This is a genomic window from Clostridiales bacterium (assembly GCA_014799665.1).
In the GTDB taxonomy this organism is placed as follows: Bacteria; Bacillota; Clostridia; order Christensenellales; family Pumilibacteraceae; genus Anaerocaecibacter.
Map to the genome: position 1 here is coordinate 60,115 of JAAVHP010000007.1, position 15,794 is coordinate 75,908.

Genomic DNA, 15,794 nt, shown 5'->3' on the forward strand with positions numbered 1-15,794 from the left:
CTTTCGATACAAAAGAAATCTATATCCGCTCTTTGCCATAGCGTCGGCACTTATAATTATGGTGTTCGGACTCGTTATGGCAAGGTCGGTAATATGTTCGTACTTCTTGTTGGGTACGTTTGTTTGGCTGCTCATATTCGGGTGTTGGAAACAATGCTTAAAGGCGTTGCCCGTGTTCATTATTGTCGGCGGCATTTTCACGTTGATAGCCTATTATGCGGCAAGTAAAAACGTAGATACCGCGCTTGCAATGGCTAACCGCTTCGGTGCGGTATTCCTTGCGCTTGTGCCGGGTATGAGTATTCAGGCGGTTGCGATGACGCGCAATCTTTCGCAGTTACATACACCGAGAGCAATCACACTCGGTATGCTTATTACTATGTCGTTCGTTCCCGTGTTGCGCGGAGAGATAAAGCGTGTGCGCGAAGCGATGAAAACGAGAGGTGCGGGCAGTATCTTAAATCCAAAAATTTTTTACCGTGCGTTTTTAATTCCGCTTGTAACGCGACTTGTGGATATTTCGGATACACTTAGTCTTTCTATCGAAACTCGTGGTTTTACGCTCGGCAAGTCGAAGTACACGGTTTATAAAAAGGAAGTCGTAAATATATTTGACGTGTTGTATTTGTTAGGTCTTATAACCGGAACAATATTATGTGTTGTACTGTAATACTTAAAGTTTTCTTGCTTACTTCTTTTACAAAAGAAGTAAGGGTGGTGTTATGAAAGCGATAGAATTAAAGGGCGTAAGTTTTTCGTACGACGGCTTTACAGATAAGGTATTGAATGAAGTGGACTTTTCCGTAGAGTACGGCGAAGTAGCATTGTTGTCGGGTTTGTCGGGCGAGGGCAAAAGTACGCTTTTATCTATCGTGTCGGGCATTATCCCGAATATCGTTTCGGGTAAGATTACAGGCGAAGTGTTGGTTGACGGTCAATCAACCGCAGGACAGAAGCTGTCGCAAACGTGCAGGAAAGTGGGCGTTGTATTGCAAAACGCCGACAGTCAGATAATACATAAAATCGTAGAGGACGAGATTGCGTTCGGGTGCGAGAACTTTGCTATTCCCACGGATAAGATAGGCGGGCAGATAGACAGAGTTTGTGCGATTATGGGGATTGACAAAATGGCGCAAACGCGCACACTATCGGGCGGACAAAAACAAAGGCTTATAACGGCGTCCACGCTTGCTATGGGACAAAAGATACTTATACTCGATGAGCCGCTAGCCAATCTCGATATAGCGGGTGCAACCGAACTGATGAACACGCTTCGCGCACTTGCAGGTGCAGGCTACGCTGTTTTGGTCGTAGAGCATAGGCTTGATATGGTTTTGCCGTTCGTGGACACGGTATGGAATATTCGTGCAGGCGTTGTAACAAAGGTAGAGAACAAGCAGGAATATTTGCTTTCACAGACCGTTACGATAGAGGACAGTTCCGACAGCCACGATAAGGGAAAGGTGTTGTTCTCGGTCAATCACGTTGCTTTTTCGGTTAAGAAAAAAGAGATACTTAAAGACGTAAACTTCGATATATATTCTGGCGAACGATTACTTCTTCTCGGCGAGAACGGTTGCGGTAAAACTACGCTTTTAAGGCTACTCGCAAGGCTGTATAAGCCGACGAACGGAAACATCGAGCAAACACTCGATCCGAAGTTCGGAAAGCGTAAAAAGGGAAAGAAATGGTTTAAGAGTGTTGGCGTGGTTTACCAAAATCCCAACTACCAACTGTTTATGCCTACGGTGGAACAGGAAATTGCGTTTAATGCCGTGAACAAAAACTACGCCGAAGAAATGATAAAACTTTTCGGCTTGGAGCATTTAAGAAAACGTCATCCGCAGTCGTTGAGTGAAGGGCAGAAGCGCAGGGTGTCGATAGCCGCCGTTGCCGCAGGCGATCCCAAAGTTCTGTTGTTGGACGAGCCGACGGTAGGGCAGGACTATAAGGGACTTTGCGAACTTGTAAAGATTTTGGACGAGTTGCACGATAAGAGCGGAAACACTATGATAACAATTACTCACGATATGCGTTGTGCAGAAGCTTTATGCGATAGAGCCGTTATAATTGCCAATGGAGAAGTACAAGAGCAGGGCGGTAAAGAACTTGCACACAAATACTTTTTCGATCGAAATTCATTGTAAACGAAAAGCGGTATGGCATTTTTGCTATACCGCTTTTACTGCTTAAAACTTTTAATATAATTAGTCGCAATCACAGTCCGTACCGCAGTAGCAGGTTGTTTCGCAACCGCAGTCGGTACTGCATTCGCAGCCGTTATTATTGGGATAATAGCCGTTTTTACATTCGCAGTTATTTCCGCAGAGCGGGCCGAACGATTGTTTCGCCTTGATAATATCGTTTTCCTGCGCGTGTTCTGTCGGGTACATTCCGCGCTTCTGCATAAACTCGAACGCCTTGTACTGATCGGCTGCGGCTTCGTCGAGGTTCTCGCGTATTACGTTGCGGAAGATCTCCTCGCTCGCTTCGCACAGTGCGGTAGAGTAAAGCTTGACTATCTGTTTTTCCGAGCCGAGCACGTCCGATATTATCTCGTAATCGTCGAGCTTGCAACGCTCGGTGGCGCACGCCTTGGTAGGGGTGGAATGAAGCTCGTCGGTCGTGGAAGCCTGTACTTCGCTCGGGTTGACGTTCTCGGTAACGTTATAACCGACTTCCTTGCTTAACTGCGCGTCGTAGGCGAGATCGTCTGCGGTTTCTACTTCGTAATCGCTGTCGTCGTAGCTGTTGTTTGTAACGTACAGATTATCGAAATTATTAAATCCGTCAAACGTCGCTACCTGTTCGTCCTCGGGTGCGAACTGTTCGCCGAACTCTCTGCCGAACTCGGCGTTAGGCATATTGACGTACTCGGTAGGGATAGCGGGGAATTCCTCGATCGCCGCGGGGCTCGTTTCTACGAGAAAATCGTTAGCGAACTCCTCGGGCGTTTGGTTGCCGTCGTATTCTTCGTAAGGCTTATTGGTATCCATATATTATCCCCCTTCTTAGTTCTTTTCGAGATAGCGCACGAGCGCTTCGTAGCGTTGCTTATGTCCGTTGGCGAGGTTGCCGAGCGCGCATTTAAGATCGTCGTTCGTCGTTTCGGACACGTAGTTGCAGCATTTCTTGTAAGCAAGCCTCTCACTGCGGCAAAGCTCGCTCAATTCGGTAAGACTTTTGGTTGTCATGAAAACTCCTTTGTTTTTTGTCGTGTAAACTTAATATGTGTTGCTTGATTTATTATTATTCACGGTGTATAATGGTCGTATGGGAATAGTTACCGACATAACCAAGCAAAAGCGGAATAAGACTCGCGTCAATATTTTTATAGATAACGAGTTTGTTTGCGGTTTGGACGAGATTGCCGTCGCTTCGGCGCGTATCAAGATAGGCGACGAGCTTTCGCCCGAAGCGCTGAAAAAGCTGACCGTCAGTAGTGAGCTCAACTCGGCGTTCGAGCGCGCAGTGGGGTATTTGTCGCTTGCGCCGCGTGCGCGCGGGGAAATAGAAAAATACCTGCGCGATAAGGGCTACGACCGCGAGGTCGTTTCGCAAACGCTCGACAAGCTTGACGGCTATCATTATATAGACGACCGCGCCTATGCCGAGAGTTATATTAAGTCCAAGTCCAAAAAGTACGGTAGTTTCAGGCTACAAGCCGAGCTCAAAAAGAAGGGCATTGCGCCCGAAATCATATCAGAGCTTTTAGAGGACGGCGGCAACGACGGCGCGTACGGCGTTGCGTGCAAGTACCTTAAATCGCACCGCACGGGCGATAAGCAAAAGCTTAAACGTTTTCTTGCTGGTCGCGGCTTTTCATGGGATAGCATAAATGCCGTAGTTTCGCGTTTGAGCGACGAGGGTGCGTGCGACGGTGACGGCGGCGACGATTATTACGAAGATTAGTTTTTAAGGACGGAATTATGAATAGTGAAAAATTCACACTTCCCAAGGGAATATCGATCGGTCACGCCGACGACAGCGTTACCGGCATTACGTGCATTCTTACCGACAATGCCGTAGGCGGCGTATCGGTACGCGGCGGCGCGCCCGGCACGCGCGAGACCGATATGCTCCGCGCCGACAAGTCGCAAGGGTTCGTAAACGCGATCGTGCTTGCGGGCGGCTCGGCGTACGGGCTGGAAGCCTCGTGCGGCGTTATGGAATATCTGCGCGAAAAAAATATAGGGTTCAAAGCGGGCGACAAGGTCGTGCCGCTCGTCGCTTCGGCGATCCTTTTTGACCTGAACACACCTAACGAATATCATTATCCCGATAAAGCGATGGGCTATTCCGCGGCGGCTAACGCCAAAACGACCGATATTAAGTTCGGTGCAGTCGGCGCTGGCAAGGGCGCTACGGTAGGCAAAATTTTGGGTCCTAACGGCGCTTCTCGCGGCGGTATCGGCGGCGAGACTGTTTACTTTAACGACGCGTTTGTGACCGCCGTGGTGGCTGTAAACGCGTTAGGTGACGTGTACGACCACAAAACAGGCAAACTGATTGCGGGTGCTAAGCTTCCCAACGGGCAATTTCTGAATACTGCCGAGAGCCTTTCAAACGGCTTTTTTGCGCAGGTCATGGCGGCGCAACCGACTTCGGGAACCAACACGACTATCGGCTGCGTTATGACAAACGTCAAGCTCGATAAGGCGCAGGTCAATAAACTTGCGGCGGTCAGTCACGACGGGCTTGCACTCTCTATCCGCCCCGTCCACACAGATGCAGACGGCGATACCATGTTCGCGCTGTCGCAGGGCGATAAGGTTTTGGATATCAATATCGTCATGGCGTTGGCGGTCGAGGCGACGGCACTAGCGATAGAAAATGCGGTGAAGCTTTGAAGGCGCATTCATCGGCGGATACCGACTACGCTTGCCCCGCCCGCTCGGTTATGTACTTCGGTGTACACGCCCTTCGCGTGCGGGTCAACTGTTGTCAGTCTACGCCTCGACTGCGCCTTCAAACGGAGGATAGAAGAATAAAATGATAGGTATCGATACCACAAGTATTCAGCGCATAAAAAAAGCGATTGAAAAAAAGCCATTCCGCGACGGAGTTTTCACCGAGAGCGAGCAAAAATACTGCGACGGGCGACCTCGCCCCGAGGAGAGCTACGCGGGTATATTCTGCGCAAAGGAAGCGGCTGTAAAGGCGGCTAAGTGCGGGTTCGGCGTTGTCAAGCCGATAGATATAGAGGTATCGCACGACGAGCACGGCGCGCCGCTACTTTCTTTTAAAAGCGGTACGAAGGCCGCCGAGGTCTTTGGTAAATACGATTGCGATTTGTCGATTTCTCACGACGGCGATTACGCCGTAGCCGTCGTTATGCTTAACGCGAGGATATAATTATGATAAACGTTTTAACTGCCGACGAGGTCAGGCACGCCGAGCGCGAGCTTGAAAAGAGCGGCGTATCCATAAGCTTTATGCGAATGAACGCGTCGCTCGCGCTTGCCGAGTGTTTGCTTCCGCGCGCGAAAAAGGACAGAGTAAAGACCGCCGTGTTTTGCGGCGCAGGCGGCAATGGGTACGACGGCGTTCTCGCGGCGGCTCGGCTTAAACATGACTGTTGCGACGTTACGGCATATCTCGTCGGCGATAGGTCTAAGTTTTCCGTCGAGATTTTACGGTATGCCGAGAACGAGGGGCTCGATTTGCGGGCGGCGAGCGAATACGCAGGCGGTGCGGATATTATAGTAGACGCGATTTTCGGGATCGGGCTTAACCGTGCAATCGACGGCGAGTGCGCCGATCTCATTAATAAGCTTAACGCAGACAATGCGTTCAAGGTCGCGGTCGATATCCCGTCGGGGCTTAACGCCGACACGGGCGAGATAATGGGCGTTGCGTTCAAGGCCGATTTTACGGTAACGTTCTCATGCTATAAGCGCGGTATGCTGTTCGGCAGCGGTAAAGATATTTGTGGCGGTATAGTCGTAGAGGAAGTCGGTATTCCCACTTCGTCGAACGTTCGCGTGTTTGACGGCGAAGATTTCAAGCCGTTCAAGCGCAAGCCAACGGCACATAAGGGTACTTCGGGACGCGTGTTTGTTATAGGCGGTTGCGGAACAATGATCGGCGCGCCGATCTTAGCGGGTTCGGCGGCGCACGCGGCGTATCTCAACGGTGCGGGAACGGTCACTGTATGTTTGCCTAAGGTCCACCGCAACGCCGCGGCGGCGCGGGCGACCATGTCCATGATGAAGTTTTTGGACGATACAACGGACGGGTTTATTTTGTTCGATAAAATATCGCTCGACGATATCATATCGCGGGCGACGGCTATCGATATAGGCATGGGTATGGGCGAAACGCCCGATTTAAAGAAGATAATATCGTACTTGTGCGATAATTTCGGCGGCACGCTCGTCATAGACGCCGACGGGCTTAACGCAATAAGCGGCGATTACCTGTTTTTGAAAAATTCCAAGTGCAATGTCGTGCTCACTCCGCACGTAGGCGAGTTTACGCGGTTGACTGGTAAGCCTGCGAATATCGAAAACGCCGTAGCGCTTGCCAATGATACCGGCGCTATCGTCACGCTCAAATCGGCGACTACGATAATAACCGATGGGAACGAGGTACGGCTCAATATAGCAGGCACTCCCGCAATGGCAAAGGGCGGCACGGGCGACGTGCTTGGCGGGTGTATTACCGCGCTGTCGTGCGCGTATAGTGCGTTCGACGCGGCGTCTATCGCTTGCTACCGCAACGGCATGGGCGCAGAGAGAGCGGTCTCGGCATATTCGCAAATGATGCTTACTCCGCGCGATATTCTTAGGTACGCGGAGTACGAGGAAAAATAATTATACAAAACCTAACGAAATTAGCGTAGCGCGCTCGACCTTGCGCATGGCGGGCTCGTCGATTTCGCCGACGCGCGTTTTCAGTCTGCGCTTATCGAGCGTGCGCATTTGTTCCAATAGAATAACAGAGGCTTTGCTTAGCCCGAACTGTCCCGCCGCGATTTCTACGTGGGTGGGCAGTTTTGCTTTTGTTATGCGGCTCGTGACCGCGCAGACGATAACGGTGGGCGAGTAGCGGTTGCCGACGTCGTTCTGTATAATGAGCACGGGGCGCACTCCGCCTTGCTCCGATCCTATAACGGGGCTGAGGTCCGCATAATATATTTCTCCGCGCTTGAAAGTAGACACCGCTTTTCTCCTTTGGTATTATAAATTCGCCCAGTCTAGTTCGAGCTGGGCGCAGTCTGCGGCGCCGCGTTCCCACAGCTCGTTCTGTTCCATTATATGCGCGTCGATTACGTACCGTTTCAAAATTTCCGCGATTAGCGCGGGAACGGACATATTGCGTTTATTGGCGTTGTTTACGAGGATATCGTTCAATTCCTTGTCCACCTCTATTTGATACTTCATGAATTTTCTCCTGTTTCGGCTTTTTTATACAGTTAGTTTGAGTTTTTTGTTCGTTGTTATGTACGGAAGACGGTTTTTTTCGACAAAAAAATCCCGTCGTGGCGTGCGACGGGAAGATTTATATATATTGGGTTTTCATTGAAATTATTTGCCCTCGGGTGCAGCGGGCTTGGCAGCGATGCCGCAGTAAACGGGGGGCGAGATCATGGGCATACCGTTGGATGACTGCGTGAGCTGAGCCACAACGAGCGACATGGACGAGAACACGTTGCCGCAGAGCATATTGAAATCGTTTGCCGTGAAAGTGCGGAGCAGTTCGCGGAAGTCGATATCCTGACCGACGAATTCGTCGTTAAGCGTGCGGCGAACGTTGTAAACAACGGTTATTTCGAAAACGCCTTCCGGCTCGAAGTCCATTCTGCGCACGATTTCGAATTCTACGTTTGCGCCGTCCTGTTTTTGGAAGAATACTTCGTCCTGCGTTCTGCCGCGGTAGTTTACCTGCGGACGGATTTGAAGCCTGTCAAAAGTTGCTCTGCGCATATTGATCTGCGTAGGACCTTCCTTAAAGAGTTTGTTAATTTCGATCTTCTCCATTTTTTCCTCCGAGAAAATTATCTTAACACTTATTATAAACCATTATTAATTAAAAGTCAATCATATCCTACTTCTTTTGGAAAAGAAGTAGGCAAGAAAACTTTATTTTAAACGTTCCAATATTAAACGTTTCGACGGGTAAAAAAATTTTTAGAATACGCACTTAACGCCCCTTGAATCGTTTGCATATTTATTAAATCAGGACTATAATATGTTTGCAAATCGAGGAAATCATGCGATCCGAAACCAAACGACAATGCGCGCCGTCGGAGATAACCGACGCGCGAATAAACAAGCTGACAAACGGTAACGTGTGGAAGGTATTACTTTTGTATGCATTGCCGCTTTTCGGTAGTGCGTTCGTTCAGCAGCTGTACTCGCTGGTGGACTTGCTCGTAGTGGGCAACTTTGCCGCGAACGGCGCGCTTGCCGTGGACGCTATCGGCAATGCGACGGTATTCGTCAATATTCTCTTGTCGTTCGCCTTAGGTGCAAACAACGGCTGTTCGGTCATCATTGCTAAGTATCACGGCAAGAACGAAAAAAAAAGCTTATTGGAAACTGTAAGCACCGCTGTGATTTCTTATTCCGTGCTGTGTTTGGCGATCATGGTTTTGGGCTTTGCGCTCGGTCGCGTCGGGCTTATCGGGCTTGGCGTGCACAGTATGTATTTCGACGACTGTCTGTATTACTTGTACGTATACATAGGTTCCATGCCGTTCGTGTTTTTGTACAATCTCGGCTGCGGCATCTGTGCGGCTCTCGGCGACAGCAAAACGCCTTTTTTATTCCTCGTAATTTCTTCGGCGCTGAACGTGGGACTCGACCTATTATTCGTATGGGGCTTGAACATCGGCGTTGCGGGTGCGGCATGGGCGACGTTCATTTCGCAAGCCATATCGTGCGTGCTGACCGTTTTCGTAGTATACAGAAAGATTCGCGCAATAAAACCGATTGAACGACCCTCTAAGTTCAATAAGTCTATTCTTCGCGAGCTGACCTTTGCTTCCGTTCCCGTCATTATGCAACAAAGCTTTGTATCGGTCGGAAACTTTTTCGTCAACAAATGCATTAACGGGCTAGACGAAACGGGCGACGCAATCACAGGTTTTACGACCGCGTTCAAGATGATAACGATAGCGACGATGAGCATGGTGACTATGTCCGGCGGGCTTACTAACTTCGCGTCGCAAAACACCGCCGCTAATAAACCGGAGCGCGCCAAGAAAGGGTTTTGGGTTATATTGATCTATACGATCGTCGCAGCGGTATTGTTTTTGGCTCTATTCGTAAGCTTACCCGAATTTTTTATTCGGCTATTCGTGCAAAAAGACAAGCTCACGCTTGACGCGCTTAACTATGCGGTGAGATTTCTGTCTATCGTATCGTTGTTTTTGCCCGTCGTGGGCATAAAGGTCGTCGCCGACGGGCTGGTGCGCGGTTGCGGCGGCAATCTCGGTTTCGCGGTAAGCACGTTTTCAGACTTGATTTTGCGCGTCGCGCTAGTTTATATTCTTATCGGCGTAGGAATGGGGTTCGACGGCGTTTGCTGGGCGTGGGTCATAGGCTGGGCGATAGGAACGCTTATAGCAGTCGTGTTCTGCGCGTTTAGTTTCAGAAAAATAAAAAAGTCGTCTAATGCCGCGCTACCGACGGATATGTCCGAAATCAAACAATCCGAATGCGCCTAAATATATAGTTCTCAACGCAAATATTTTTAGTAAAAACTATTCAGTTATTCTATAAAACGCATTGCTTTTCGGTTATACTATGACTTGACAAAGGCAGACAAAAGTTGTATATTATAACATATATATTTTGTACATCTTGCTTTCAGCCATTTTTATCCAAAAGAAAGAGGTAAAAACAATGAAGCTTTTTGTTTCGGGTCTTATCAACGTTGAAACGAATTTGCGTGTGCGTTCCTTTCCGGTAACGTACTATCCGATCGATTATCCGTTCTTCGGTATCAATACTACGATATCGGGTGTGGGCTATAATGTTTCGATGGCGGCTAAGACGCTGGGCGACGAGGTTGTTTTTTCTTCGCTTATAGGTAAGGACCACGAGGGCAAACGCATTTCGCATAAGCTCGACGGAAGCGGCGTAGCGCGCGACTACGTTTTCGAGTGCTTGGATGCAACGCCCGTTTCGGTCATTCTTTACGAGCAGGGCGGGCGCAGACAAATCTACTGCGACCTTAAAGACATTCAGGATAAATCGCTGGAAGTCGATAAAGTCAAGGACGCGGTGCTTGCTGCCGACGTGTGCATACTCTGTAACTCCAACTTTAACCGTGTGCTTCTTCCCATAGCCAAGCAGGCGGGCAAGCAGATAGCTACCGACGTTCACGTTCTCAACGATATTTACGATCCGTTTAACCGCGATTTCATGGAAAACGCCGATATTCTTTTCCTCAGCGACGAGGACATTCCGTGCTCTCCGCGCGATTTCTTGATAAGGCTCAAAGACGCGTATCAAGCCAAGATAATCGTTATCGGACTTGGCGAGGAAGGCGCGATAATGTACGAGCGCGCGACCGACGGTATCACTCGCGTGTCCGCCGTAAATCTCGGCGGGGTGGTCAATACGGTCGGCGCGGGCGACGCGCTGTTCACTGCGTTCAACCATTACTACTTTAAGGGCTGTGGCGCGGTGGAATCGCTGAAAAAAGCCGAGGTATTCGCGGCGCTCAAAATCCGCCACGACGGCGGTGCGGTCGGCTTCTCGACCGAGCAGGAAGTCGAGGATATTTATAACTCGTACGGATTTCAAGTTAATTAGGAATTAGTAATTAGGAATTAATGGTGGTTGAGCCGAGTGCTCAACCGCTTTTATTTTGGAATAGACAAAAAAACGTAAGGTTTTCTTGCCTGCTTCTTTCCAAAAAGAAGTAGGGGGAAATATGCGTCGCGTGCGCCTTTATATAATTGACAGCGCGTGCCTATTCGTGGTATAATATACGACAGCATTTTGTGAGGAAGCAATGGAATTTAAGCTACACAGTGCATATAAACCGACGGGCGATCAGCCCGACGCGATTGACGAGCTCGCTTGCGGCATAGAGGACGGGCTGGCAGCGCAGGTGCTTAAAGGCGTTACGGGCAGCGGCAAAACGTTCACTATGGCGAACATTATCGAACGCGTGCAACGCCCGACGCTTGTTTTGGCGCACAATAAAACGCTTGCCGCGCAGCTCTGCAACGAGTTCCGCGAGTTCTTTCCGGAAAACCGCGTAGAGTTTTTCGTAAGCTATTACGACTACTATCAGCCCGAGGCGTATATCCCAACGACCGATACGTATATAGAAAAAGACCTTGCGATAAACGACGAGATAGATAAGCTTCGGCACAGCGCGACCTGCTCGCTGCATGAGCGACGCGACACGATAGTCGTGGCTTCGGTGTCGTGCATTTACGGCTTGGGCGCGCCCGAGGCGTATTACCGCATGGCGATCTCCGTTCGCCCCGGCGATAAAATGTCGCGCGACGCGTTAATAGCGCGGCTTATAGACAGCAACTACAAGCGCAACGATCTAGCGCCCGAGCGCACCAACTTCCGCGTGCGCGGCGATACGGTCGATATTTTTCCGGCTAACTCGTCTGATCACGGTATTCGCGTCGAGTTTTTCGGCAACGAGATCGACGGGGTAGCCGAGTTCGATATCGTGTCGGGCAATATAGTATCGCGGTTGCAGCACGCGGCGATTTTTCCCGCGAGCCATTACGCCGTAGAACACGCCACGCTACTCGAAGCGATCGATCAAATCGAGCGCGACTGCGAGGAACAGGTCAAGTTCTTCACCGATAACCACAGACTTATCGAGGCGCAGCGCATAGGTGAGCGCGTGCGTTACGATATAGAGATGATGAAGGAAATAGGGTACTGCTCGGGTATAGAAAACTACTCGCGGTACTTTGACGGGCGAAAGGTCGGGCAGCCGCCGTTCACTCTTCTCGATTATTTCCCGCGCGACTATATAATGTTTATAGACGAGAGCCACATGACGATACCGCAGCTCCGCGCCATGTACAACGGCGACAAGGCGCGCAAGATCTCGCTCGTCGATTACGGGTTTAGGCTTCCTGCGGCGTTCGACAACCGTCCGCTCAAATTCGACGAGTTCCGCGAGCGCGTTGGTCAAGTCATATACGTTTCGGCAACGCCCGCGCCTTATGAATTGGAGCTTGCGGGCGGCAGGTTCACTCCGCAGATCATACGCCCGACGGGGCTTGTAGACCCGCCCGTAGAGGTGCGCCCGACAAAAGGGCAGATTGACGACCTGCTCACCGAGATCAAGGACGTAACGGAAAAAGGCGGGCGCATACTCGTCACCACGCTCACTAAGCGTATGTCCGAGAGCCTTGCCGACTACCTCGCCGAGCAGGGTATAAAGGTCAAGTATTTACACAGCGATATCGACACGATGGAGCGTGTAAGCATAATCAACAGCCTTAGGCGGGGCGATTACGACGTGGTCGTCGGTATAAACCTTTTGCGCGAGGGCTTGGATATTCCCGAGGTTCAACTCGTCGCTATCCTCGACGCCGACAAGGAAGGCTTTTTGCGGTCTGAGACCTCGCTCATACAAACGATAGGCAGGGCGGCGCGTAACAGCGAAAGCCGAGTTATCATGTACGGCGACGTTATAACGGGCTCTATGCGCCGAGCGATCGACGAAACGGAAGCGCGGCGCAAGGTGCAAATGCAGTACAACGCCGAGCACGGAATAACGCCCAAAACGATCATCAAGCCTATCAAGAACACGATAGAGATAACGAGCAAAGCGCCGTCGGTCGAGCTCAAAGATATCAACAAGGAACTCGAACGCTTAAAGACGCTCATGGCGCAGGCGAGTAAAAACCTCGATTTCGAAGCGGCAATACAGTACCGCGACAAGATAGCCGAGCTAAGGGAAATACAGCGGGATATGTCGAAAACGAGCAATGCCCGAAAGAAGAAGCCGAGCTAATGGCATAATTACGGCAAGTATGGAGAAGAACAATGTCTGAGAATAACAAAATAGTAATAAAGGGCGCCAGGGCGCACAATCTTAAAAACGTAAGCTTAACGGTACCCAAAAATAAGTTCGTAGTGTTTACGGGCGTGTCGGGCAGCGGTAAGACCTCGCTTGCGTTCGATACCATTTTTGCCGAAGGGCAGCGCAGATACGTGGAAAGCTTATCGTCGTACGCGCGTATGTTCTTGGGGCAAATGGACAAGCCCGACGTCGACAGCATTGACGGGCTTTCGCCCGCAATCTCGATCGACCAAAAAACGACGGGGCGCAATCCGCGTTCGACGGTCGGGACGGTCACCGAGATATACGACTATATGCGTCTTTTGTTCGCGCGCGTTGGCGACGTGTTTTGCCCCAATTGCGGCTCTGAAATACACCAGCAGACGGTAGACGAGATAGTCGATAAAATCATGGCGTTGCCGCAGGAGAGCAAGGTCATGATAATTTCGCCCGTGATACGCGGCAAGAAAGGCGAATACTCCAAAATGTTCGAGGACTTTAAAAAAGCGGGGTATTCGCGTATGCGCGTCGACGGAATTATTTATACCGTGGACGAGCAGATCAAACTCGATAAAAATTCCAAGCACGATATTTCGGTGGTCGTCGACCGCTTGATAATCGAGCCCGATATTCAGCAGCGCCTTACCGACAGCGTGGAAACGGCGTTAAAGCTGTCCGATGGGCTTGTTATCGCGTTCTACGACGATAACGAGCTTTTATTCAACACAAAGTACACCTGCGGAAACTGCGGACTGTCGCTTAGCGAGGTCGAGTCGCGGCTGTTCTCGTTTAACTCGCCGTTCGGCGCGTGCCCGACCTGCGGAGGTTTGGGGTTCTTGACCAAAATCGATCCCGAGCTTTTGTTCTTCGGCGATAGCTCGCCGCAAGACCTTATCGACAGCGGCAATCTCGACAGCACGCCGCACTTCGAGCAGTGCTTTATTTCGCTTGCCAAAAAGTATAAGTTCTCCATGAAAACGCCTTTCAAAAAGCTAGCTAAGGAAGTGCGGGATATCATACTTTACGCGACCGACGAGCCGCTTGTCGTCGAGTACACTTCGGGTCATTACCACCATAGCGAGCGCATTGCGTACGAGGGGCTTGTTCCGTTCTTGGAGCGCAGGCTCGCCGAAACCACGAGCGACGGCGTGCGCTGGCGAATAGGCAGGTTCACCAACTCCCAGCCTTGTCCCGACTGCGGCGGAAAGCGGCTTAAAAAGGAAGCGCTTGCGGTGCGCGTTGGCGGCAAGAATATCGACGAGCTGTGCGCCATGCCCGTTAAATATTTGCACGACTTTTTCGGCGAACTCACGCTCGAAAAGTCAAAGGCAATGATCGCCGAGCGTGTGCTGAAAGAAATACGTGTGCGGCTCGAATTCCTTATGAACGTAGGTCTCGACTATTTAACGCTTTCGCGCTCCGCGCAAACGCTGTCGGGCGGCGAGGCGCAGCGCATACGGCTTGCTACGCAGATCGGTTCGGGGCTGTCGGGCGTGCTGTACATTCTCGACGAGCCGAGCATAGGGCTTCACCAATGCGATAACGCCAAGCTTATAGGCACGCTCAAACATTTGCGTGACCTCGGTAACACGCTCATAGTCGTCGAGCACGACGAGGATACTATGCGCGCCGCCGACCATATTGTCGATATAGGTCCGGGCGCAGGTCTGCACGGCGGCAACGTGGTGGCGCAGGGCAACGTTGACGAGATCATCGCTTCAGGCTCGATCACCGGCAAGTTCCTATCGGGCGAGCGCAAAATTCGCGTGCCGAGCGAGCGCAGACTGACAGACAGGTATATAACGATCGAGGGCGCGGCGGAGAACAATCTTAAAAACATAACGGCAAAAATTCCGCTCGGCGTGTTTACTGCGGTAACAGGCGTATCGGGTAGCGGCAAATCGTCGCTTATCAATCAAACGCTCTATCCCGCGGCTGCGAATATGTTTAACACCGTCAAACAGCGCGTGGGTAAGTGCGAGCGTATAGACGGGCTTAATCAAATCGACAAGGTAATCAACATCGACCAAAGCCCGATAGGCAGAACGCCACGCAGTAACCCTGCGACTTACACGGGCGCAATGCAGACGATACGCGATCTTTTCGCCGAGCTTCCCGCCGCCAAAGAACGCGGCTACGGCTCGGGACGGTTCTCGTTCAACGTTAAGGGCGGCAGGTGCGAGAACTGCGAGGGCGACGGCATTATCCGCATAGAAATGAACTTCCTGCCCGACGTGTACGTGCCGTGCGACGTGTGTCACGGCAAGCGGTTCAACCGCGAAACGTTGCAGGTCAAGTATCACGACAAGTCCATTGCCGACGTGCTCGACATGACTATCGAGGAAGCTTACGAGTTCTTTAAAAATATTCCCGCGCTCAAACGCAAGCTCGGCACGCTCCTCGACGTAGGTCTTGGGTACGTCAAACTCGGTCAGCCCGCTACGACGCTTTCGGGCGGCGAGGCGCAGCGCGTAAAGCTTGCGACGGAGCTCAGCCGCGTGTCTACGAGCAACACTCTGTACGTTCTCGACGAGCCGACCACGGGTTTGCACTCGTCTGATGTGGAGCGGCTCATAGACATTCTTCAACGGCTGGTGGACAACGGCAATACGGTAGTCGTTATCGAGCATAACCTAGACGTTATCAAGTGCGCCGACCATATTATAGACCTCGGTCCCAACGGCGGCGACGGCGGCGGCGAGATAGTCGCTTGCGGCACACCCGAAAAAGTTGCCGAAGTCAAGGAAAGCAAGACGGGCGAGTATCTTAAAAATATGCTCGGTCAGAACTAA

The 15,794-nt window shown here is 51.0% G+C and carries 15 protein-coding genes; 10 read left to right on the forward strand and 5 right to left on the reverse strand.

Annotated features, from left to right (window positions below):
- Positions 1-76: 76 nt before the first annotated feature.
- Positions 77-670 carry an energy-coupling factor transporter transmembrane protein EcfT gene (locus HDT28_02945; GenBank protein ID MBD5131538.1) on the forward strand — a complete coding sequence of 198 codons (594 nt, stop codon included), beginning with the start codon at positions 77-79 and terminating at the stop codon, positions 668-670.
- 52 nt (positions 671-722) lie between these two features.
- Positions 723-2,147 carry an ABC transporter ATP-binding protein gene (locus HDT28_02950; protein MBD5131539.1) on the forward strand — a complete coding sequence of 475 codons (1,425 nt, stop codon included), beginning with the start codon at positions 723-725 and terminating at the stop codon, positions 2,145-2,147.
- A 60-nt stretch (positions 2,148-2,207) separates the two neighbouring features.
- Here the strand turns inward: HDT28_02950 and HDT28_02955 are convergent, their stop codons facing one another.
- The gene (locus HDT28_02955) at positions 2,208-2,996 is read right to left on the reverse strand and encodes a spore coat protein (GenBank protein ID MBD5131540.1); all 789 of its coding nucleotides are present in this window, start codon (positions 2,994-2,996) and stop codon (positions 2,208-2,210) included.
- Positions 2,997-3,011: 15 nt separating this feature from the next.
- Positions 3,012-3,194: a hypothetical protein gene (locus HDT28_02960; protein ID MBD5131541.1), complete on the reverse strand. Its 183-nt coding sequence runs from the start codon at positions 3,192-3,194 to the stop codon at positions 3,012-3,014.
- A gap of 79 nt (positions 3,195-3,273) precedes the next feature.
- Between HDT28_02960 and HDT28_02965 the strand changes: the two genes are divergently transcribed.
- From HDT28_02965 to HDT28_02980, 4 genes are all read left to right on the forward strand, one after another.
- Positions 3,274-3,912 (forward strand): hypothetical protein, encoded by a 639-nt coding sequence (locus HDT28_02965; protein MBD5131542.1) that lies wholly within the window; start codon positions 3,274-3,276, stop codon positions 3,910-3,912.
- 17 nt (positions 3,913-3,929) lie between these two features.
- Positions 3,930-4,850 (forward strand): P1 family peptidase, encoded by a 921-nt coding sequence (locus HDT28_02970; protein ID MBD5131543.1) that lies wholly within the window; start codon positions 3,930-3,932, stop codon positions 4,848-4,850.
- A gap of 142 nt (positions 4,851-4,992) precedes the next feature.
- Positions 4,993-5,355 carry a holo-ACP synthase gene (gene acpS, locus HDT28_02975; protein MBD5131544.1) on the forward strand — a complete coding sequence of 121 codons (363 nt, stop codon included), beginning with the start codon at positions 4,993-4,995 and terminating at the stop codon, positions 5,353-5,355.
- A 2-nt stretch (positions 5,356-5,357) separates the two neighbouring features.
- Entirely contained in the window at positions 5,358-6,815 is a 1,458-nt protein-coding gene (locus HDT28_02980; protein MBD5131545.1) for an NAD(P)H-hydrate dehydratase, read from the forward strand.
- Here HDT28_02980 and HDT28_02985 read toward each other — a convergent pair whose 3' ends face one another.
- From HDT28_02985 to HDT28_02995, 3 genes are all read right to left on the reverse strand, one after another.
- Complete coding sequence (locus tag HDT28_02985; protein MBD5131546.1) at positions 6,816-7,163, reverse strand: type II toxin-antitoxin system PemK/MazF family toxin; 348 nt, start codon at positions 7,161-7,163, stop codon at positions 6,816-6,818.
- 18 nt (positions 7,164-7,181) lie between these two features.
- Entirely contained in the window at positions 7,182-7,385 is a 204-nt protein-coding gene (locus HDT28_02990) for a hypothetical protein (GenBank protein ID MBD5131547.1), read from the reverse strand.
- A 144-nt stretch (positions 7,386-7,529) separates the two neighbouring features.
- Positions 7,530-7,982: a hypothetical protein gene (locus HDT28_02995; GenBank protein ID MBD5131548.1), complete on the reverse strand. Its 453-nt coding sequence runs from the start codon at positions 7,980-7,982 to the stop codon at positions 7,530-7,532.
- A 233-nt stretch (positions 7,983-8,215) separates the two neighbouring features.
- Here HDT28_02995 and HDT28_03000 point away from each other — a divergent pair, with 233 nt between their 5' ends.
- The 4 genes from HDT28_03000 to uvrA all read left to right on the forward strand — a co-directional run bounded on the left by HDT28_03000 (position 8,216) and on the right by uvrA (position 15,794).
- Positions 8,216-9,673 (forward strand): MATE family efflux transporter, encoded by a 1,458-nt coding sequence (locus HDT28_03000; protein ID MBD5131549.1) that lies wholly within the window; start codon positions 8,216-8,218, stop codon positions 9,671-9,673.
- A gap of 178 nt (positions 9,674-9,851) precedes the next feature.
- Positions 9,852-10,766, forward strand: coding sequence for a carbohydrate kinase family protein (locus HDT28_03005; GenBank protein ID MBD5131550.1), 915 nt, complete (start codon positions 9,852-9,854; stop codon positions 10,764-10,766).
- A 202-nt stretch (positions 10,767-10,968) separates the two neighbouring features.
- Positions 10,969-12,954, forward strand: a complete 1,986-nt coding sequence (gene uvrB / locus HDT28_03010; protein MBD5131551.1) for an excinuclease ABC subunit UvrB — start codon at positions 10,969-10,971, stop codon at positions 12,952-12,954.
- Between the two features lie 32 nt (positions 12,955-12,986).
- Positions 12,987-15,794, forward strand: coding sequence for an excinuclease ABC subunit UvrA (uvrA, locus tag HDT28_03015; GenBank protein ID MBD5131552.1), 2,808 nt, complete (start codon positions 12,987-12,989; stop codon positions 15,792-15,794).